Below are 21,582 nucleotides of genomic sequence, written 5' to 3' on the forward strand. Positions count from 1 at the left end.
ATAAATAACGCCTATATTTCCTCCCGGCCGTTCTCTCGACCGCAATCTCTTCCTCTAATGAAGGGGGATTATGCGGATATTCGCGGAGGTGGCCAGAGAAGGATTATGCTTTCGAGGGTAATTTTGTGCTGCGGAATTTGATCGCCAACGGCCAGTCCATGAGGACAATCTCCCTGCCGCGTGGGCGCCAGCGCCTGCACGCCATGCCGACGAGTGCTGGCTATGAGGTGCGGGAAAACGAAGTCTACGACTGGGACGGCAGGCGGCGCGGCCAGACCCCCTTTACCGTGCTGCAGCACACGATCAGCGGCACGGGCCGCCTACGCTACCAGAATCGCAATTACAGGCTCCAAAGCGGCGATACGCTTTTGGTTCTCGTGCCACACAATCACCGCTACTGGCTCGAAAAGGGCGACCGTTGGGAATATTTCTGGATATCGATGCACGGTGAGGAGACGCTGAGAATCCACAAGATGGTACTTGGGCTGGCCGGTCCGGTTCTAAGGCTCAAGCCATCGACCATTGATCATCTCGCCGACTGCAGCCTTCGCCTTGTCAAGGGTGCTTCAACGCCCGGAGCAGCGTCGGCGATCGCTTATGAGGCGGCCATGGCGCTTTATGACGACGTCTTCGGTTCTCCGGCTTTTGCGGCAGACCTCAGCGCCATGCAGCCGGTGATCGATCATATCCACGCCAATCTCGACCAGCCATTGCCGGTGAGCGAACTTGCGGGCATCGTCGGCCTCAGCCGCGCGCATTTTTCCCGCAGCTTCGCGGAAAGCGAAGGCATGCCGCCTGCCGAATATGTGCTGCAGCAAAGGCTGCAGCGTGCGGCAAAACTTTTGACGAAGGCCGACTTCCTGCCGGTCAAGGAGGTCTCGATCATGTGCGGCTTCGAAGATTCCAACTATTTTTCCAAGGTCTTCCGCCGCGTTTACGGCATCACGCCCACAGAGTTTCGAACCACGGGCATGTATGCAAGCATCGGCAACGCCAGACATCGATCGACATGATCGGGTCCCGGCTGAGATCTCAGCGCGTCGCCGCCGCAAATGACACAGGGAAATTTCCGTATTGCCTGCTTGCTCGCAAAGACATTGGAGCCAGAGCCTCTTTTCAGTCCGGGGGAGCCGACAGAAGCGATATTTTTTGATCAATATTTCCAGCCCGATCGAACCTTGACACCAAATGAATGTGACTTAATCTATTTTCGCGGATCGGAGCGTTGTTGGAGGCAGCGGCTCAAATCGGATCCTGACCCGGGAGGAGATACTCGTGAGGAATACAGCACTCATTCTTGCACTGGCGGCGACCACTTTCTTAGCCGCGCCGCATGACAGCCCGGCACAAGAGGCCATCACCGGCGACATCGTCGGCAAGTCCGACGCACCCAACAAGCTGATTTTCCGGATGACCACGGATGGTCCGCGCAACAACGAGCCGGCTTACGCCCAAGGCTACAGCAAGCTGTTCAACGACTTCATCGGCAAGCATTCCGACTGGCAGATCGAGTTGCAGATGATGTCGGGGGATATCGGACAGGAACAAGCGCGCATGCTCGAGCAGGCCAAATCGGGATCGGCCCCCGATTGTGCAGCCGTCGATTCCTTCGTATTGCCGCTCTTCAAGAAAGCCGGCGTCTTGCAGTCCTTCTCACCTTACTTCACCAAAGAGGAAATTGACCAGCTCTTCCCCTTTATCCGCGAAGGCATAACCGGCTCGGACGGCAACATCTACGCATGGTGGTGGTCGACGGACCTTCGTGTCCTTTACCGCAACAAGGAAATTGTTCCTGATGCGCCACAGACCTGGGACGACTTGAAGAAGGCGGCCCTTTCCTCGGTCGAGCAGGGAATGGAAGGCGTTCTGTTCAACGGCGGCCGCTATGAAGGAACAACATTCGACTGGCTCGCCAATTTCTGGGCCCAAGGCGGCAAATTGGTGGATGACGATGGCAAGCCGATCTTTGGCGAGGGCGAAAATCGCGACAAGTTCATCAAAGCCGTCAACTATTACCGCGATCTCGTTGAGTCCGGAGCCGCTCCGAAACGCGTGGCGACAATCGGCAACTATGACGACTTCAATGCAGCGGCTGCGGCCGGCACGACGGCGCTATTCGTCGGTGGCAACTGGCAATACGCGCAGCTCAAAACAGCGCTTGATGCCGATGAATTCGCGAAATGGGCTTTTTCCCCGCTTCCTGGCCCGGCAGCGGACCAGCGCTCAACGGGCACGGGCGGCTGGACGGTGGCGGCTTTCAGCAAGGACACTGAAAAGGTGAAGCTCTGCGCAGAACTTGCCCGCGATATCTATATGGGACCTGCCAATGCGCTGCAGGAACAGCTTCCGACCCGCGCCGATCTCTATGACAAATACGAGGTGTTTTCCTCAGACGCCAACAAGACCTTTGCGGCAGCGCTGAAGTTCGGGCAGGCAAGGCCCGGTGCACCCGTCTATCCTGAAATCTCAAATCAGATTCAGATCATGATGGGCAAGGTGCTGACGGGCGTCCAGCCAACCGAGGCCGCCGTGGACGAGGCATTCGGCGCTTCGCTTAGCGCCTTCAAACGCAGCTGAACACCACCTGGCGGCGCGGGCCGGAACGCCTCGTGCCGCCAGGAAGCCCGTGCAACCGCTGCCTAACGATGAAATGGCCGGATCGGACCGATGATGGATGCAAGCATTGCCGCCAGAGGCCCCCAGAGGATCGGCAGGAAAGCCGCCGGACGCCATAGTCCCTCCCCGCTGCCTTGGCTTATGCCGCTCATTCTTGTCCTTGGCGTCTTTTATCTTTACCCCTTGCTTGACGTCTTTCGTTTTGCGTTCACCAACGTCTCGCTGCTTGGCACGGACGAAGAATATACGCTGCAGACGATCGTCACCACATTGTCAAAGCCCGAGCTCTTGCAAATCCTGTGGGTGACATTCGTCTTCACCGCGTCGAGCGTCGTTGTGCAGCAATTCTTCGGGCTTTTCATCGCCTTGATTGTTTTGCACAGCGAAAAGCGCCGGCTCTTCGGCTCGACGATCGTGCGAACAACAGCCCTCGTCGCCTGGGTTGTTCCGGGCATTGCCGGCGGCATCATCTGGAAAATGCTTTTCAACGAAGCGCCGTTTGGCGGATTGAACAGTCTCTTGCGCCTGATCGGCGTTCCGGCTGTGCAGTGGTTGTCGGATCCGCACATGGTCATGTGGTCGGTCGTAATTTCCAATGTCTGGCGCGGCACGGCGTTCTCGATGGTTGTGATGTATGCGGCGAGCAAGGCCATCGATCCTGTTCTTTACGAGGCTGCCGAAGTCGACGGCGCAAATCCGTGGCAACGGCTGATCTATATCACTCTACCCCAGCTGCGGACCGCTATCCTCGTCAACATGATCCTCATCACGATCCAGACCCTGAACACGTTTGACGCAATCATTTCGCTCACCGGCGGCGGCCCCGGCCGCGCGACCGAGGTTCTCTCGCTATACACCTTCAATGTCGTGTTCCGAAATTACGACCTTGCAGCCGGCGCGGTCTTGTCGATCCTGATGCTTACAATCAGCCTTGGTCTTGCACTCGTCTATGCGCGTTTTCTGCCAAGAGGAGAACCGACTTGAGGCCTCTCAGACAAGATCGCATTGGCGATGCGCTCAGCTATCTGTTCCTTGCTACAACGTTTCTTTTCTTCGCCTGGCCGTTGCTTTGGCTGCTGTCGCTTGCGCTAAGAACGCGCAAGGAAATCTTTCTGGGCGTGAGCCGTCTCATCCCCAAAGCGCCAACTTTGGAAAATTTCGGCGCCATCTTATCCTCCGACAAGTTCGCAGGATATCTTTGGAATGGGTTGATCCTGTCCTCGTGCAGCGCAATCGGCTGCCTGATCGTGGCGCTGCCTGCAGCTTATGCCTTCTCCCGATTTCCGTTTCGCGGCAAGGGAGCTTGGATGATGGTCCTGCTCGCCTTTCAGATGATTTCACCGCTTGTGATCATGGTGCCGCTCTACCGCTACATGGCAGCACTTCACCTTACCGACAGCCATTTCGGTGCAACGATGGTTTATATTGCACTCGCGGTACCAATGGTGACGTGGATATTGAAGGGCTCAATCGACGGCATTCCGAAGAGCCTCGACGAAGCTGCCGTCATTGACGGCTGCGGTCATTTTAGCGTCTTTTGGCGCATCATCCTTCCCTTGTCGGCACCAGGCATCGCCTCAGCCTTCATCATCTCGGTCATCGCCGGCTGGTCGCAGTTTCTCGTCCCATTTCTTCTCATCAGCAAGGAATCGCTCATGCCCATTGGCGTCGGGATATTCCAGTATGCCGGAACACAAAACGACTCCTCCCTCCAGTTGCTGGCGGCGGCCTGCCTTGTATCGGTCGTTCCAGCCATTGTTGCCTTTCTCGCCCTCCAGCGGCTCATCCTCGGCGCCATGACGGAGGGCGCCGTCAAGGGCTGACATTGCATTCACATCTCAGGATCTCATCATGACGCTTACTCTGACCCAACGCCTCGACCGCATTCGCGTCCGTATCGCAGAGCTGGAATACTGGCGTTCGCGCGAAACAATTGAGATAGACGGCTGGACCTTTGAAGGAGAGCCGATCGCAATCGGCGACTCATGGCCACGCAAAAACGGCACGGTGCGCTTTTCCGGCGCAATCACCTTGCCCGGCCATTGGCCCCTTGACGACGCTCGGCTCGTGCTTGACCTTGGCGGCGAAAGCCTGATCACGATCGCCGACGAGACGGGTAATGAGACACGGCTCGGCCTCGATCCCTATCACCGGGAATTCCTTGTCCCTTCGCGCAGCATCCGCATCTCTTCCGAAACTGTCGCGCGCCTGCCCTTTGGAGAACCCGTGCGGCACCCGAGGTTGGAACGTGGTGCAGTCATCTGGCTGGACACTGCCGTTGACAGGCTCTGGCTGCTCTTGCGGCAGATCACCGAGGCGGCCGAAATCCTCGACGGCCACGAGGTCATTCCGCATCTCCTGGATGTCGCCGAGCACGCCATGCGCGGCCTCGACTGGCCGTCGGCCACCGCCGCCTATGTCGCGCGTACGGCGCCCTCGCCGGTCCAGCAGAAGATCTGGCAGTTGCCGCCACTTGAGGTTTCACCTGAAGGTCTTAATCAGAGCCAGCGGGCCAGCGTGCTCGAAGCCTACGAAACACTTGTTGGACAGCTCAGGCAACTGCGCGAGCGTTTTCCGCCGCAAGGCGCAATCGCACTGACCGGGCATGCGCATATCGATCTTGCATGGCTTTGGCCTTACAGCGAAACCCGGCGGAAGATGCGCCGTACATTCCACACGGCGTTGTCGCTCATGGAGCAATCGTCCGATTTCCGCTTTAATCAGTCCACAGCCCACTACTATGCGCAGATTGCCGAAGACGATCCAGGCTTGCTGGCGCGCATCATCGAGCGGGCAAAGGCAGGCCAATGGGAAACGCTTGGTGGCATGTGGGTCGAACCCGACACCAACATGCCGACCGGCGAGAGCCTCAGCAGGCAGATCCTTTATGGCCAGCGCTATTTCGAAAAGACCTTCGGGATTCGCCATACCGTCTGCTGGCTTCCCGATTGCTTCGGTTTTTCCGGCGCCCTGCCCCAGCTCCTGCGTCAAGGCGGCATGAACAGCTTCTTCACGATCAAGGTCAACTGGTCGGAAACCAATCAGTTCCCGGCCGACCTCTTCTGGTGGGAAGGGCTCGATGGCAGCAGGGTCCTTGCCCACACATTCGACAATCCGATGCAGGGCTACAATGGCTTCGTGCGCCCGGATTGTTTCGTGCCGACCTGGAAGAACTTCCGCCAGAAGGACAAGCACGAAACCACGCTGCTTGCTGTGGGCTATGGCGATGGCGGCGGCGGCGTGACGCCGGAAATGATTATGCGGGAAGAGCAACTGCGCTTCTTCCCGGCTTTGCCGCAAGCACGCTGGACAAGGGTCCACGACTTCTTCAAGGATGCGCATGACACGGCAGCCAGGAAGGACCTGACAGTCTGGCAAGGCGAAATCTATCTCGAACTGCACCGCGCAACGCTCACAAGTCAGAGCGCCGTTAAGCGGCTGCACCGAAAAGCAGAGCGCAGTCTGGTTACCGCCGAGACGCTGGCCGGCCTTGCTTATCTTCTGGGGGGCGAGCAGCCGGCATCAATGGAGCGCCCATGGCGTGTCGTCTTAAAGAACGAGTTTCATGACATCCTGCCCGGCTCCTCGATTGCCGAGGTCTATGTCGATGCCGCCAACGAACTCGACGCAGTCGTGGCAGAGGCGCGCTCAACTCAAATGGCGGCGATGGAATCGATAGCCGCGCAACTGCCGGTTGGAGAAGGCAACAATGTTCTGGTGGTCAATCCGTCGCTGTCTGAGCGTCCCATCCGCTTGACGCTATCAGACGGCAGCACAATCTCGGCCGAGGGACAGATCGCGCCGCTTGGGATTGCTGTACTGGCGACCGAAGCTCTCCAACCAAAGACCGGCCTTTCGGCTGGGCGCGACTATCTGGAAAACGCTGTCCTGAAAGTGAGGCTTGCCAACGACGGCTCGATCGCCAGCATTTTGCACAAGCCAACAGGCCGTGAGGCGCTTGAGGGCTGCGGCAATCGGCTTTTCGTCTATCCTGCCGACAAGCCGCGCAATTGGGACGCCTGGGATGTCGAAGAAGACTACGCGGCTCGTGGCGAAGAGATCACTCATCTCGACAGCCTTGAACTGCTTGAGAACGGTCCCCACCGGGCGGCGATCAAGATCGTTCGAACCTGGCGCCACTCGCGCATCACGCAGGTTCTGTCGCTTGGTGCCAACGCGCGGCGGCTGGACATACAGACAGAACTCGACTGGCATGACCGACGTGTCTTCATTCGCACGCTCACGGGCGTTGCCGTGCGTCACGCGAGGGCGACCTGCGAATGCGCCTACGGGGTCGTGGAACGTCCGACCCATTCGAACACGTCCTGGGACGCTGCGATGTTCGAAGCACCTGCCCACCGCTTTGCCGATCTTTCGGAGCCTGGTTTTGGCGTTGCCATCCTCAATGACGCAAAGTATGGCCACAGCGTGCGCGGCAATGTCCTGGGCCTCTCCCTCCTGCGCGCGCCGGTCTATCCCGATCCGCTTGCCGACGAAGGCATCCAGACTTTCACCTATTCACTGATGCCACATGAGGGCACGTGGTACGAAGGGGGTGTGAGGGAGGAGGCCGAAGATCTAAACCAACCGCTGTTGGCCGTCGCCGTCACAGATCGCGCAACGGGCAGATGGCAGCCGCTTGCCGCCGTCGGGATTGATGCGGCACTTTCCGCCGTCAAGCCCTCGGAGGACGGCGATGGCCTCATCGTGCGCGTGTACGAGCCTGCCGGGCGGCGCGGGAATTTTGAGTTACGCCTTCCGCCGCGCTGGCAGAACATGGGCGTCGTCAGTATCCTCGAAGAGCCGATGGAGGTGCCGAATGCCGGTTTGCGCCCCTTTGAGGTCAAGAGCTGGCGAATAGCCAGGACTTGATGCGATACGGCTCGATGCAACAGCGCTCTTGGGGCGCTTTTCGCATCCACTACAATCGCCTAGTTTGCGTTGAGATTAGGTCACGGCGAAGGGATACCGGGATTGATACTGTCGGGCTCGAATACGGAGCAGGCTGCGGCGGCCAATCGGGCCATGATTCTCGCCGCAATTCATCGCGGCGCCCCGATCTCGCGCACGGAGCTTGCCCACCAATCGCGGCTGACGAAACAAGCCGTCACCCGCATCGTGGATCGATTGCTCGATGAGGGTCTCGTTATGGAGGCCCGCCGCAGGCACGGCCTGCGCGGACAACCTGCCATCGAGCTGGAGATCGATCCCGAAGGCGTGTTTTCGGTCGGCGCGAATATCGATCGCGATCACCTGACGATCGTCGCTGTGGATGCAGCCGGCACGGTGCGCGGACGCATCCATCACGAAAGGCGCTTTCTGCTACCGGACGACTTCGCGGGCTTGATGGCAGACGCGCTATCCTCCTTCCGACGCCGTAGGGTCATCGAAGAAGCTCGTCTGGCGGGGATTGGCCTTGCTATTCCTGACTGGCTGGGAGAGGTTAAAGTCGTCGGCTTTCCATCAGAATACCGGCAATGGGTTGGCTATGACGTGCGCGGTGCGCTGGAGGCAATTTCCGATCATCCGGTGTTCATCGACAATGACGCCAACGCTGCTGCACTCGGTGAAATCGAGTATGGTCTCGGCACGGAAATCGGCAGTTTCTTTTACATCCTCGCCAATGCCTGTCTCGGCGGCAGCCTCGTCATAGATGGGGTCCGTCATAAAGGCGCCAGCGGAATCGGCGGAGAAATTGGCTGGCTGCCGGTCGTCTTTGATGATGGCCCGTTTGCAGGAAGCACCCAGCCGCTGGGCGAAATGTTCTCGCTGTTTATCCTGTTTGACTATCTTGAGCGCAACGGCATCAAAGCGACAACCCCGGGAGATCTTCTCAACCTCGACAACGCGGGACGCAGCCGCGTCAGCAGCTGGCTGCGAAAGATCAGCGTCAAGCTTGCCCAAGCAATTGTCGATATCGGCATGATCGTTGATCCGGAAGGCGTTCTCATCGGTGGCCGCTTTCCTGTCCGTCTAATCGATGAACTGCTTGTCTACGTCCACGAGGAGATTACCCGGCTTGGCGCACGAGCGCCGTCCCTTCACCGGGCGGCCGGCTCGGAAGATGCCGCGGCTCTCGGTGCTGCCGCAATCCCGCTTGCCCATCGTCTGGGGTTGCCATCCGCCGAACCGGGTCAGAGGTTTCGAAATCCAATCAGCAGCCGACAGTCCCAGGACCCGGTCACGGTTGCGTGACGGTTGGCAGGGCGCGTCAAGCCACGCCCGAAAGATCATGGACGGTCAGCGGGCAAAAGTGTGTCGGAAAACGGCCGTAATGCCGCGCCGACGGCGACCCCTGCCCACGGAAAGGACGCACGCCGCACGGAGGGTATCCAAGGCGCGATCACGAGATCGCGAATTTTGTCGTCCCGTTCGCGCGACAGGCGCGCAATGATTGCCTCGAAAACATCGTCGGGCAGAGCACCACCGATGAGGATGGCGCCCGGAGCGATAAATCCTGAAATCGCCAGGACCGCCTCATGAAGATGGCGCGCAGCAATCGCCACCCAGCCATCCGTTTCGCCCCGGTGGGCTGCAAGGTACTCTTTGAGCGAGGGCAACGTCGCGACTTCGTTCAGGCTCGCGCCATCAACACCCGAGCGCATGTCGCCGATCTGGCCCGCCAATCCGTGAACACCCCGAAACGGCCGCCCGCCGATCAAAAGCCCGGCGCGCACAGTCTCGTCGACGATGACGATCACCAGACCGCCTTCGTGGTCGCCTATGCCCAACATACGCTCGGCATTGACCGCCGCCTCGGTGTCATCCAGAAAAAAGAGCGGGCCAACGTCCAATTCAAGGCTATCCTCAATGGCTTTCCGATCGAGTGCCAACCCGGCCGAGAGAGCGATGCCGCATCCCAGCAGTCTGCCAGAGAGGCCAGCGGCATGCCGGATGTGCAAAACAGCCTTCTTGATTTCTTCGGGTTTTGTGAAGGCGTGCTGTTGAAGGATCCTACCGGCAAGATCCATGACGACAGCTTCGCCGCCATGCGCACCGAGGCGGATTCCCAAGGAATATGCGGCGTCGGCTCGCAACGAGAACTCGAGCGCCGTGTAGTGCGCAGTTGTGGGACGCTTTTTCCCGCTGACCAGACCCGCATCGGCCAGGCGGCGCATAATCCCCGTTATAGCCGGCTCCGTGAGCCCAAGATGCCTGGAAAGCTCCTGGCGGGTAAGCGGCCCAAAGCGGCGCAGGAGCCCCATGGCCGTGCGGGAATTGTGATCTGCAATGTCGACCGGGCTGATGCCTGGACGATCATCGTTGCGATCCCGCCCCCTCGATGCGCCAGATACCGAAAGCCGCCGTCCTATTTTCAAATCAAGCCATTCCCGATACGATCGACAATGCAATACCGGGTCTTCGCCTGCATCAAAATGAAAAAATGCGTTTACGGGCAAACTGAAGGAATGGCGCCGCCCTCAAACGGCAGCCGGAACAGGCGAACTGCCGCAGCGCGCCGGCCATTTCCCTGTGCACGTTGCAGAACAGGCGTGACACTTTCATCATTCAATCACGCCTGTCCTTAGCGCCGCGGCCACCAGAGCTGTGTCCTTGTAGACTGCAAATGTATCCTTCAGCGCTTCGATATGCGTTCGCACGGTATGCACCGAGCACCCGAGGATGATCGCAATCTCCTGCGCGCTCTTTCCGTCGCACATGAGCGTCAGGATTTCCCTCTCTCGCTTGGTGATGTGGATCTCGTTCAAGTTCTTCCTCTTCGCTTAACGCATTGCGTGGCTCCTAATAGATATAGGTCCGTCGTGCGCTCGCCGGAGGCAGAACGAACCCGTTTTCAAGAATTCTGGGTGCACCTTGTGCAACAATGCGCCACCGCTACGCGGTCTGAGCATTGCGGCGGTCTCGACCGCACCCTTTGTTCCGTTCAGACGGCATCGAACCGTTAAGGCTCGCAGCATCTCCGTCAGTCTCTAGCTCGCTGTTTCTCTCAATGGCAGAACCTGGGCCCTTATATAAGCACTTGCGGAGCGAAGCACGACGGCAAATCATGCCGGAAGTGTCGGCTTGTTTGCACGCGCAGAAGCGATCGCCGACACGACCTGGTTGAGCAATTTTGAAAAAAAGGCATTGTGATTGCATCTGGCGCACTTTACGGTTGCGTTTTATGTCGGCTGTTGCAAAGGTAGATTATGCTTAGTTCCTTCCGTATTCTGGAGATTATGCAGCAGGGTGTCGCGCTGCTGGATCCAGACTTACGGGTTGTGATTTTCAACGATCGGATAGGGAAACTGTTGCAGGCCCCCAAAGGGGCTATTGAAGTCGGCGTCAGTGCGACAAGGATGGCTGCTCAGATTCCGATCCTTGGCCGGACGCAGCAATCCGACGACAGTCAAGAGAGCTGGCTCACGCATCTCCTCACACGTTCAACCTTGTTCTATCAGGAGATCTCAGTCGGTGAGAGGATCGTCTCGCTGACCTCCACGCCGGTGGACGACGGCGGATGGTTGATCAGCTGCGATGATATTTCGGCGCTGGCCAGCATAAGAAAGGATATGGCCGATCAGAACCGCCGCTTCGATGCGGCACTGGCAAACATGCCGCACGGTCTGTGCATGTTCGATGCTGACAAGAACCTGTTGCTGTGCAACGCAGGCTATTGTCGCTTGTACGACCTGCCCGAAACGTTGACACGGCCGGGGACGCCTCTTTGGCAAATCCTCGACTATCGGCAAACAGCTGGAAACGCGCCGGTTCAGCAGGAGGCGTATTTCGATGTTGTCGTCGAAGCCGCGCTAAAGGGTTCCGCCGCCAGTGAGAATATCGTCTTGATGGATGGCAGGGTGATAAAGCTCACACATAACCCGATGGAAAACGGCGGCTACGTCGCAACCCATGAAGACGTCACCGAATCCGTGCGCGCCGAAGAACAGATCAAACACATGGCTGGTCACGACCCGCTGACTGGCCTGCCCAATCGCACGCTTTTACGTGAGAAGCTTGAAAAGGAATTGGCCCTTGGTAACGGGGGCAAGCGCTGCGCGATGTTATGCCTGGATCTGGACCACTTCAAACGTGCGAATGATACATTGGGGCACGCCGTCGGCGACCTCCTGCTGAAGGCCGTACCCGACAGGCTGAAGACATGCCTGGGTGAGGGCGATAGCATTGCTCGGCTGGGCGGCGACGAATTCGTCGTCTTTCAGGAGGAGGTCCAAACGAAGGAACGCGCCGCGGCACTTGCACAAAGACTTGTCAATGCTATCGGCGAAACGTTTATCGTCGAGGGGCAGCCTGTTCAAATCGGGGTAAGCATCGGCATTGCGATAGCTCCTGACGACGGCGACACGGCAGATGGTGTGCTGAGGAATGCCGACACCGCTCTCTACAAAGCAAAAACGGATGGCAGAGGCACCTATTGCTTCTTCGAGCCTGCAATGGATGCCGGCATCCAGAAGCGGCGCAAACTCGAAGTCGACCTTCGGCAGGCTATCGCAGGGCGCCAGTTCGAAATCTACTATCAGCCGCAGGTCAATGCAGGAACCGAAGAGGTTGTCGGCTTCGAAGCGCTCTTGCGTTGGCACCATCCCGAGCGGGGCCTGGTTTCACCGGCTGAATTCATCCCGCTGGCGGATCCTCCTTGAGCTATCTGAGGCTTTTTCCGTTTGACAAGATCAAGATCGATCAATCATTCATCCGTGAACTTGGAGATTCCAAGGATTGCGCCGCCATCGTGAAGGCGGTGGTCGATCTGGGATCCAGCCTCGGTATCACGACCACTGCCGAAGGCGTCGAAACGACCGACCAGCTCGATCAAGTGAGGGAGCACGGCTGCACCGAAATTCAGGGATATTTCTTCGGAAAACCTCTGCCTTTCAGTCACGTCGAGAAACTCTTGCGCAAAGGCTCGCCTTCCCAGTCGCGCTGAGAAGCCTTCGGAAGCCAAGCGTCTGGCCGCTTCTTGTCTGACAAAAGCGCCGCATACCATCGCGGTGAATCGGCTTCGCCGCAGTATTCCCCGAAAGCACGACCAGGTGCCGGACGCCTGGCGTCCGGCACCACCCCAGCGCAGATGGAAGAGCGTTACTCCTTGTGCCTTAAGAAGACCGTTGCGAGCGGCGGCAGTGTCAGAAGGACGGAATACTCCTTGCCGTTACTTGGCTGGCGTTCTGCCCAGACCTCAGTCTGGCCAAGATTGGCCCCCCCGTAGATCGCCGCGTCGGTATTGAGTACCGCCTGCCAGCGGCCCTCCGTGGGCACACCGACCCGGTAACCGTAGCGCGGAACAGGGGTGAGATTGGACATAATCAGCATCAGCGACGAGCGGTCGGGCGAACTGCGAAGCATGCCGTAGACGGAGTTTTCCGCGTCGTCTGCGACTGCCCATTCGAAGCCAGCGGCATGAAGGTCGCTGAACTGTAGCGCCGGCTCTTGCGCATAGAGCCTGTTGAGGTCACGGATCAACCGCTGAATACCTGCATGAGCGGGACTGTCGAGCAGGTCCCAATGAACGGAACCATCGTGGTCCCATTCACTCTCCTGGGCAAGCTCGCAACCCATGAAAATGAGTTTCTTGCCTGGATGTCCCCACATGAAGCCGTAATAGGCGCGCAGATTTGCAAGCCGCTGCCAGTGATCGCCGGGCATCTTTGCGAAAAGCGAACCCTTGCCGTGCACAACCTCGTCATGGGAAAGCGGCAGCATGAAGTGTTCGGAATAGGCATAGATCATGCCGAACGTCATCGCCGCATGATGGTATTTGCGGTGAACTGGATCTTCCTGCATGTAATGCAGGGTGTCGTGCATCCAGCCCATGTTCCACTTGAAATCAAAGCCGAGGCCACCGTCCTCGGGCCGCGTCGTGACCCCTGGCCAGGCGGTCGACTCTTCGGCAGCCGTAAAGGCATGCGGGCACCGATGATGGATGATGCTATTCAGGTGCTTGAAGAATTCCACCGCCTCAAGATTCTCGCGTCCGCCATATGCGTTGGGGATCCATTCGCCCTCGTTGCGGCTGTAGTCGCGGTAAAGCATTGAGGCGACCGCATCGACGCGCAGACCGTCGACGTGATAGTGTTCCAGCCATTCAAGGGCACTGGCGATCAGGAACCCTTTCACCTCGTTGCGCCCGAGATTGTAGATCAGAGTGTTCCAGTCCTTGTGGAAGCCCTCGCGCGGGTCTTCGTGCTCGTAAAGCGCGGTGCCATCGAAGCGGGCAAGCCCCCAGACATCGGTTGGAAAATGTGCCGGCACCCAATCGAGAATGACGCCAATGCCGGCAGCATGGCAGCGGTCGACGAAATAGGCGAAGTCATCCGGAAGGCCGTAACGGCCGGTCGGGGCAAAAAGGCCAAGTGGCTGATAGCCCCAGGAGCCGCCGAACGGATGTTCCATGATCGGCAACAGTTCGATATGCGTAAAGCCGAGATCTTGGACATAGGGAACCAGCCTCTGGCTGAATTCGACCCAGTCGAGGGACCGGTTTGCCTCCTCGGCAATCCGAAGCCAGGAGCCAAGATGCACCTCGTAAACTGAAATTGCGCCTTCGAGTGCGCGCTCGGCGCGGTGAGTACGCATCCAGTCTTCATCGCTCCAGCGGAAGGGTTTTGAGGGCGCGACGATCGAAGCCGTAGAAGGTGCGGCCTCGCTGGCACGGGCAACCGGGTCGGCCTTTTGCGGCATGAGATTGCCGTTGGCATCAATGAGTTCGAACTTGTAGCGTTCTCCATGCGTCAGGCGCGGGATGAAGAGTTCCCATACGCCGGCTGAAGGACGCAGTCGCATCGGATGCCGGCGACCATCCCAACTGTTAAAGTCGCCAACCACGGAAACCCGCCGCGCATTGGGTGCCCACAGACAAAATCGCACGCCCTGTATGCCATCGATCTCCATCGGAATGGCCCCGAGCGTGCGGCCGAGATCATAGTGGGTGCCCTGAGAAATTAGATGCAGGTCAAGCTCACCGAGCAGCAATCCAAAAAAATAAGGATCCTCCGTCTCCTGTACGGCATCCGGCCAGTTGATGCGAAAGAGGTAATTCGTCGTGCTACCGATTGCCCCGGCAAAGAGGCCACCTTCATGAATCGTCTCCAGTCTCGTCAGCACGCGGCCGGTGTCAGCCTCGACCACGTCGACGGATGCTGCCCCGGGCAACAAGGCTCTTACGACGGTAAGATCGCCATACTGGTGGCGTCCAAGGATCGAGAATGGATCACCGTGAAGGCCTTCGACGAGAGCCTGAAGGCCCTCCTGGACAGTGCCTATCATCAAGTCTGTGCGCTCGTATCTCATGCGACTTTCTCCAGCAGTCTCGATGCGATGGCCGAGAAACCGCCAAGCGGCAGGGCCAGCCAGTTGGGTCGGTTGCGCGCTTCATAGGCGATCTCGTAAGCGGCTTTCTCGAGCAGGAACAGATCGAGGATGCGACTGCGCGAATTGGTCGGAATGTTGAGTTCGCGCACGTCTTCGATCACTCCGAAATAAGCACCGAGGAACGCCTGCTCGGCCAAGTCGATGAAGCGCCTAACGAGTGCGCTGTGTCTTTGGTCTTCCACCTCGCTTACCCGTTCCAGGTCAAGATCGGCGGATGCCGCCAAATAGCTAAACGACCTCAGGAGGCCCGCGACATCTCGCAGGGGATTGGTCTTTGCACGGCGTTCGGCAAGATCGCGTGCGGGCTCGCCCTCAAAATCGATGATGTAGGCATCCCCTTCCGCAACCAGGACCTGGCCGAGGTGGAAATCGCCGTGATTTCGGATCATCAGCGTACCGACCGCAGCCCTGGCGAGATCGTCAACAGCATTCAAGAGATCCTCGCGCTGCTGGACGAGAAAGCCGATCTGTTGCGCCAGCGCCGGCGCAAGACTGTCGCCGCTTGCCTCAAGCATGGCGAGGCTGCCGCGAATTTGCTCCCTTACAGCGTTTGCCCAGCGAGCGGCGTCCTCATCGGTGATGCGGACGGGCTTGAAGGCTTCGTCTTCGGTCGGCCGCGCCAACGCCGCATGCAATTCGCCGAGCCGCTTGCCAACGGTCGCAGCGAACGCGACGAGCGGCTTGAAATGCTCGTCGGCCGCCTTGCCGTCAACGCCGGTCACCACGACCTCGTCGGTCGAGCGACGCAGATTGGCCAGCATCCAATTCCACGCATCGCCCTGATTGCGAATGGCTCTTTGCACGATAATCAGCGTGTATCGGCTGCCATCGGGTGTGATATGAACGACTTCGCCGAGCAGGTGCGCGGTATTGGCATATCCGACGCTGGTCAGCCGGCGCGTCATCTCCACTTCCGGATGGACACCGGGGAAGATATGGCGGATGAGTTTTACCATCGCCATATCGCCGACGATCAGCGAGCTGTTGGATTGCTCGGCAGAGAGCCAGTGCACTTGTATGTCATCATCGACGCTCATGCAGTCGAGCTGCGCGGTCCCTAAGAACTCGAGCTTGCCAGCGCGACCGGCAATGACGGCACGGTCACAGAGGCCTCGTATGACGCCGCGTGCAAGACCTTCCATCGCAAATCCGTCAGTCAGGAAGCCGACGCGACGGCCCTGACGGAGACGGGCAAGGGCAAGCTGCTGGGCAAGAGCACTGGGCTGGCTGTCATCCCACGATACGGCAAGCGGCAGCAGGTATGTCTCATTGCGAGCTTCCAGTTCCGCTTCCAGTTCTGCAAACAAGATGTTGCCGGCGAATGGAAACGGCATGGCGGAAATCAGGGACGCACGCCTTAACCTCTCGCCCTTGGCGGCGAACCAGCGCCGCTTGCCGAGATAGGCCGGCAGCACCTCGCTCGAAAGCGTACCTGAAAGCCGGGGCTCATCGAGCAGTTCCTGCAGGTCGCGACGCACGACCATGGTCACCATGTCCTGCATCTGCTCGGGAGGCTCGGCGCGCCATGCGGGGCCATCAGTCTCCTGGCTGAGCTGGAACCAGAAGAAACCATAAGGGGGCAGCGTGAGCAGATAAGTGAGTTGACCGATCGGCGGGAAAGGAGACATGCCCGTCAGCTCAATCGGGATGTAACCGGCAAAATGGGCAAGATCCAGCTCGACGGCTTGCGGCAGGCGCGACAGGTTGGCGACGCAAAGGATCGTTTCGCCTTGGTATTCCCTAAGATAAGCAAGGATTTTCCTGTTGCCGGGCGACAGGAACCGTAAGGAACCGCGCCCAAATGCAGTATGCTTGTTGCGCAAGGCCAGCATATGCCGTGTCCAGTTGAGCAACGAATGGGCATCGGCCCCCTGCGCTTCGACATTAACCGCTTCGTAGCCGTAAAGCGGATCCATGATGGGCGGCAGAACGAGGCGCGCGGGGTTTGCCTTCGAGAAGCCGCCATTGCGGTCCGGAGACCATTGCATCGGCGTTCGCACGCCATCGCGGTCGCCTAGATAGATATTGTCGCCCATGCCTATCTCGTCGCCGTAGTAGATCACGGGAGTACCGGGCATCGAAAGCAGAAGCGCGTTCATCAGCTCGACGCGGCGGCGGTCGCGCTCCATCAGCGGCGCAAGACGTCGCCTGATTCCGAGGTTGATGCGCGCGCGGCGATCAGCGGCGTAGATGTTCCAAAGATAGTCCCGTTCGTCGTCAGTGACCATCTCGAGTGTCAGCTCGTCATGATTTCTCAGGAAGATCGCCCATTGGCAACTCTCCGGGATTTCGGGCGTCTGACGCATAATATCGGTGATCGGAAACCGATCTTCCTTGGCGATTGCCATATACATGCGCGGCATCAAGGGGAAGTGGAATGCCATGTGGCATTCATCGCCGTTGCCGAAATAGTCGCTGGTATCCTCCGGCCATTGATTGGCCTCGGCAAGCAGCATCTTGCCAGGGTGAGTGGAATCCAGCGCTGCACGGATCTTCTTCAGGATTCCATGCGTCTCTGGCAGGTTCTCGTTGATTGTCCCCTCGCGCTCGACCAGATAGGGGATTGCGTCCAGTCGGAAACCATCGATTCCGGTTTCCAGCCACAAGCGCATCACGCTTAGAAGCTCTTTCAGTACGAGCGGATTATCGAAATTGAGGTCGGGCTGGTGGGAATAGAACCGGTGCCAATAATAGGCGCCGGCGACAGGATCCCAGGTCCAGTTGGACTTTTCAGTGTCAAGAAAGATGATCCGGGTTTCCGGGAACTTCTGATCCGTGTCCGACCAGACGTAGAAGTCGCGCTCCGGCGAGCCGGGAGGCGCATGGCGCGCCCGCTGGAACCACGGATGTTGATCGGAGGTGTGGTTGATTACGAGCTCGATAACGACTCTCAGCCCACGTTGATGTGCGGCTTCGACGAAGGCCTCGAACTCCTCCATGGTGCCGTAGTCCGAACTGACATTGGTGTAGTCGGCGATATCGTATCCATCGTCACGGCGCGGGGACGGGAAGAACGGCAAGAGCCATATGACATTGGCTCCGAGCGAAGCGATGTGATCGAGCTTCTCATGCAGTCCCTCGAAGTCACCGATGCCGTCTCCATTGGCGTCGAAGAACGACTTGATGTGAAGCTGGTAAATGACAGCGTCCTTGTACCACAGGGGATCGGAATCTTGCTTGCTTGTCTGCGTCTCGGTCTGCGTCTGACTACGGCTTGTGGTTGCGACGTCCATTTTGCTTTCCTCCCTTATCTCACACGCCAGATCGAAAACGGCAGCCCGGCGTGGGGATCGAGCCGAAGGCGCTGAACCTTGCCGGTCCAGGTGAATTTGTGACCGTCGATCAGGTCTTCGAGATCGAGCGCGGCATGGTCCGCGAGGTTCCATGACCAGAGCGGAATTTCCACATCTGCCTCGTGGGCATTATGCGGATCGAGATTGACAGCGATCAGCAGAGCGTTCTCGCGCCCGGGGCTCGCCTTTTCGTAGAACATGATGTTGTCGTTCCAGGCTGTGAGAAGCTGCAGGCCATGGTGGGAATGCAGAGCCGGGTTTTCCTTGCGGATGCGGTTGAGCATCGTGATTTCGGACTTAATGTTGCCCGGCCGATCGTGGTCCCAGGCCCGGATCTCGTATTTTTCTGAGTCGGCATATTCCTTGCGCTTGGCGTCCGGGCGACCCTCGCAAAGCTCAAAACCGTTATAGACCCCCCATAGTCCCGACAGTGTCGCTGCGAGCGCCGCACGGATGAGATAAGCCGGACGAGGCGCATTTTGCAGAAAGTCAGGGTTGATGTCGTGCGTATTGACGAAGAAGTGCGGACGGAAGAATTCCTTGGGTTCTTCCGTCGTGATCTCACGCATGTACTGTTCCAGTTCCCACTTGGCGGTGCGCCAGGTGAAATAGGTGTAGGACTGCGAGAATCCGATCTTGGCGAGCCGGTACATCACCTTGGGTTTCGTGAAGGCTTCCGACAGGAATACGACCTCCGGGTGCCGGGATCGGATGTCAGCAATCAGCCACTCCCAGAACGGGAAAGGCTTAGTATGCGGATTATCGACCCGAAACAGCTTTACGCCGTTGTCGACCCACTTTTGAACAATGTCGCGCAGCGCAATCCATAATGACGGGACTGCCTCACCCGCGTAGAAGTCGACATTGACGATGTCCTCGTATTTCTTGGGAGGATTTTCCGCATAACGTATGGTCCCATCCGGTCGCCAGTCGAACCAGCCCGGATGCTGTTTTAGCCACGGATGATCGGGGGAAGCTTGAATTGCAAGATCAAGCGCTATCTCCAGGCCCTCGTCCTTGGCGGCATCGACCAACCGCCGGAAGTCCTCGAAGCTGCCGAGTTCGGGGTGAATTGCGTCATGGCCGCCCGCCTGCGAGCCAATCGCGTACGGACTGCCGGGATCGCCTGGTTCTGCACGCAGGCTGTTGTTCTTACCCTTGCGATTTGTTGTACCGATGGGGTGAACAGGCGGAAAGTAGAGCACGTCGAAGCCCATTGCGCGAATGGCCGGCAACCGCTTGATAACATCATCGAATGTGCCGTGTCGGTCCGCATCGCCGCTCTGGGAGCGCGGGAATATCTGGTACCAGCTTGCGAAGGCGGCAGCCGAACGCTCGGCATCGAGCGGGATGACTTGAGACCGGAGCCGGTAAGGACGCCTATCTGCCGCCGCCATCAGCTCGGCGGTTTCTGTGGCGAGCAGGATTTCGGTGCGCCGTGCATCCTGCGTCTCCGTCAGTTCGTCGAACAAGACTTTCAGTCGGCTCTTGATCTGGCCGTCGGCGTGATCGAGCGCGTCCAGCACGAGGTTGATGCCTTCCTGGATTTCCAGCCTGAGATCGAGACGTGCCTCGTGCTTCTTGACGAGTTCATAGCGGTAGATCTGGAAGGGGTTGCGCCATGCTTCCACGACGAATTCGTGCCGCCCTAGGCGCTTTGCCACGAATTCCGCACGCCAGCGATCGTTTTCGACGAGCTCCATGCGGACTTCGTTCCACCCGCTCTGGTCGGCCGGGCGCCAAAGAAGCGCCGCCGACAGGGGGTCGTGACCGTCTCCAAAAATATCGGCTTCAACCTTTATCGTTTCGCCGACAACGCGTTTGACCACGAAACGTCCCTCGTCGACCGCCGGCGTGATTTTTTCGATTGCCAATCTTGCAGACGCCGCGGCCTCGCTGGCTGCGGGTACAGCAAGTGCGTCAATGATGGGAACGGACGACAGTCCTTCGAAAACGCGAAGCTCACCCGGTTTCAACTTCAGTTGGGCGTCAAGGATCTCATCGTCGGCCTGCGGGTTGCTCAGCGGCAGAAATGAGGATGCGGCCTCCCGCACAAGATTGAACGGAGCGCCGACGCTGCGCCGCAGATCACGATTGAGGACGACGACACGCACTTTCTGTGAGCTTGGCACATCCTCCTGATCCGTCTGCATCAGAGCAACGGCCGGCGTTTGGCTGGTGGAGATGAGCTTGAGCGGCCGACGCGCGAAACCGGCAGCCGTCTTGTTCGTCCAGGCGTTGACGGCGCGAATATCGCCGGAAAGGTCGAACGCGCCCCGTTCGCGAAGGCCGCGCAGGCCGGTCCCGTCCCCATGCATCGGATCAAGCGGTGCGGCGGCACCATACTCGAAGCCCATTGGGATCATCAGGCCGCTGGCAAACGTGGAAGACAGCCGCAATGCTCGGACGGCCTTGCGCTGTAGGACCTCCCAGCTGTCGGTGCCGTGGGCGACGCGCTTGCCGAACGGCGCTTCCGGAAAGGTGATCTGATAACCGATCTGCCGCTGGATCTGGTATTCCTCCATGATCCAACGTTCCTCGAGGTCCCACCATGCCAGCGAGGAGAAGCTGCCATCAAAACCGGTTCCCTCCAGGGCCTTGCGGACTTCGAAGTCGCTGCCCGGCGTCCAGGCCAGAAAGGTTGTTTCTGGCGCAGACTTGCGGGTCGACAGGATGATGTTGAACCAGGCTTCCGGCGCCAGGCTTGCGATGCCGAGGCAGCGAAAGCCTGCAATTCCGAGGCCGGTAAGCAGCCTCATCCGAGCGAGCCAGTCGTCGAGATGGCCAGGATCACGTGTAGGATCGATGCGCTGGCTGCCGGCTTTGTGCGGCGGCACGCGCGGATCGGCGACGACTGAACCTGAAGCCTCGTCGACCGCCACCCGATCAATGGCCAGGTCGAGCATGATCTTGAGCTTGTTGTCTGTCGCGGCTTGGACCAAGGCTCCGACGGCCTCAGTGACAGAACTTCCCAGCCCCAATGCCGGATCGAGGTGATCGAAGCCTTTCGTGACAAAGACACTGCTGTTATGACCGCGTTCGAAAAGTGGAGCCGTCAGGACCGTGTCAAAACCAAGGTCTCTTGCATGCGCAAAAACCTCCCTCCACGCCGCCAAACCCTTCAACATCAGGGGATGCACGTAGTAGATCTGCGGCGGAAGTTGCGAGCTTCGCGACACGAATTGCGGGCGCGTGTTCATTGTGAGTCCCTAACCTTTTCAGCATTAACTGCAAGGCCGCCGTGCTTGTTCCTTTTTTTTACTGGCGCAATTGACCATCATTTCCGGACATGGCGCCGGGTTGGGTACCGGAGCTCGCTGACCAGATGACGATCTGGCGACTG

13 protein-coding genes and 1 pseudogene are annotated in these 21,582 nt (G+C 58.8%); 8 read left to right on the forward strand and 6 right to left on the reverse strand.

Features of this window, described 5'->3' with window-relative positions:
• The first annotated feature begins 125 nt into the window (after positions 1-125).
• The 6 genes from ISN39_RS29105 to ISN39_RS29130 all read left to right on the forward strand — a co-directional run bounded on the left by ISN39_RS29105 (position 126) and on the right by ISN39_RS29130 (position 8,811).
• Positions 126-1,013: an AraC family transcriptional regulator gene (locus ISN39_RS29105; RefSeq protein WP_194731449.1), complete on the forward strand. Its 888-nt coding sequence runs from the start codon at positions 126-128 to the stop codon at positions 1,011-1,013.
• Positions 1,014-1,275: 262 nt separating this feature from the next.
• Entirely contained in the window at positions 1,276-2,577 is a 1,302-nt protein-coding gene (locus tag ISN39_RS29110; protein ID WP_074071521.1) for an extracellular solute-binding protein, read from the forward strand.
• A 93-nt stretch (positions 2,578-2,670) separates the two neighbouring features.
• On the forward strand, positions 2,671-3,600 hold the full coding sequence (locus ISN39_RS29115) for a sugar ABC transporter permease (protein WP_156886669.1): 930 nt from the start codon (positions 2,671-2,673) through the stop codon (positions 3,598-3,600).
• Complete coding sequence (locus ISN39_RS29120) at positions 3,597-4,439, forward strand: carbohydrate ABC transporter permease (RefSeq protein ID WP_194731450.1); 843 nt, start codon at positions 3,597-3,599, stop codon at positions 4,437-4,439. Before ISN39_RS29115 ends, ISN39_RS29120 begins: the two co-directional genes overlap by 4 nt.
• A gap of 28 nt (positions 4,440-4,467) precedes the next feature.
• Positions 4,468-7,488 carry a glycoside hydrolase family 38 C-terminal domain-containing protein gene (locus ISN39_RS29125; protein ID WP_194731451.1) on the forward strand — a complete coding sequence of 1,007 codons (3,021 nt, stop codon included), beginning with the start codon at positions 4,468-4,470 and terminating at the stop codon, positions 7,486-7,488.
• Between the two features lie 153 nt (positions 7,489-7,641).
• On the forward strand, positions 7,642-8,811 hold the full coding sequence (locus tag ISN39_RS29130) for an ROK family transcriptional regulator (RefSeq protein ID WP_083636049.1): 1,170 nt from the start codon (positions 7,642-7,644) through the stop codon (positions 8,809-8,811).
• 35 nt (positions 8,812-8,846) lie between these two features.
• On the opposite strand, the gene ISN39_RS36875 is transcribed toward ISN39_RS29130, so the two are convergent.
• The 3 genes and pseudogenes from ISN39_RS36875 to ISN39_RS29140 form a co-directional block, all read right to left on the reverse strand.
• Entirely contained in the window at positions 8,847-9,122 is a 276-nt protein-coding gene (locus ISN39_RS36875) for a hypothetical protein (RefSeq protein ID WP_246763523.1), read from the reverse strand.
• 624 nt (positions 9,123-9,746) lie between these two features.
• Positions 9,747-9,821: pseudogene (locus ISN39_RS38020) on the reverse strand (hypothetical protein); the annotation flags it as partial.
• A gap of 300 nt (positions 9,822-10,121) precedes the next feature.
• Complete coding sequence (locus ISN39_RS29140; RefSeq protein ID WP_022716742.1) at positions 10,122-10,325, reverse strand: helix-turn-helix domain-containing protein; 204 nt, start codon at positions 10,323-10,325, stop codon at positions 10,122-10,124.
• Between the two features lie 471 nt (positions 10,326-10,796).
• Between ISN39_RS29140 and ISN39_RS29150 the strand changes: the two genes are divergently transcribed.
• Positions 10,797-12,218 carry a PAS-domain containing protein gene (locus ISN39_RS29150; protein WP_246763461.1) on the forward strand — a complete coding sequence of 474 codons (1,422 nt, stop codon included), beginning with the start codon at positions 10,797-10,799 and terminating at the stop codon, positions 12,216-12,218.
• On the forward strand, positions 12,215-12,502 hold the full coding sequence (locus ISN39_RS36885; protein WP_246763462.1) for an EAL domain-containing protein: 288 nt from the start codon (positions 12,215-12,217) through the stop codon (positions 12,500-12,502). Before ISN39_RS29150 ends, ISN39_RS36885 begins: the two co-directional genes overlap by 4 nt.
• Positions 12,503-12,657: 155 nt before the next feature.
• On the opposite strand, the gene glgB is transcribed toward ISN39_RS36885, so the two are convergent.
• Genes glgB through ISN39_RS29165 form a run of 3 tightly spaced genes read right to left on the reverse strand, consistent with a single transcriptional unit; the run spans position 12,658 to position 21,439 of the window.
• Positions 12,658-14,865, reverse strand: a complete 2,208-nt coding sequence (gene glgB, locus ISN39_RS29155; protein WP_194731453.1) for a 1,4-alpha-glucan branching protein GlgB — start codon at positions 14,863-14,865, stop codon at positions 12,658-12,660.
• Positions 14,862-18,179 carry a maltose alpha-D-glucosyltransferase gene (gene treS / locus ISN39_RS29160; RefSeq protein ID WP_194731454.1) on the reverse strand — a complete coding sequence of 1,106 codons (3,318 nt, stop codon included), beginning with the start codon at positions 18,177-18,179 and terminating at the stop codon, positions 14,862-14,864. The genes glgB and treS overlap by 4 nt, the downstream gene beginning before the upstream one ends.
• A 14-nt stretch (positions 18,180-18,193) precedes the next feature.
• Positions 18,194-21,439 (reverse strand): maltotransferase domain-containing protein, encoded by a 3,246-nt coding sequence (locus tag ISN39_RS29165; RefSeq protein WP_194731455.1) that lies wholly within the window; start codon positions 21,437-21,439, stop codon positions 18,194-18,196.
• Positions 21,440-21,582: the final 143 nt, after the last annotated feature.

Origin of the sequence: Rhizobium sp. 007 (genome assembly GCF_015353075.1) — a bacterium.
Lineage (GTDB): Bacteria > Pseudomonadota > Alphaproteobacteria > Rhizobiales > Rhizobiaceae > Rhizobium.

Excerpts from the sequence above, each read along its gene's own strand:
- treS (WP_194731454.1), bottom strand. The coding sequence starts at position 18,179 with ATGGACGTCGCAACCACAAGCCGTAGTCAGACGCAGACCGAGACGCAG.
- ISN39_RS29125 (WP_194731451.1), top strand. The coding sequence starts at position 4,468 with ATGACGCTTACTCTGACCCAACGCCTCGACCGCATTCGCGTCCGTATC.
- ISN39_RS29150 (WP_246763461.1), top strand. The coding sequence starts at position 10,797 with ATGCAGCAGGGTGTCGCGCTGCTGGATCCAGACTTACGGGTTGTGATT.
- ISN39_RS29115 (WP_156886669.1), top strand. The coding sequence starts at position 2,671 with ATGGATGCAAGCATTGCCGCCAGAGGCCCCCAGAGGATCGGCAGGAAA.
- glgB (WP_194731453.1), bottom strand. The coding sequence starts at position 14,865 with ATGAGATACGAGCGCACAGACTTGATGATAGGCACTGTCCAGGAGGGC.
- ISN39_RS29130 (WP_083636049.1), top strand. The coding sequence starts at position 7,642 with ATGATTCTCGCCGCAATTCATCGCGGCGCCCCGATCTCGCGCACGGAG.
- ISN39_RS29165 (WP_194731455.1), bottom strand. The coding sequence starts at position 21,439 with ATGAACACGCGCCCGCAATTCGTGTCGCGAAGCTCGCAACTTCCGCCG.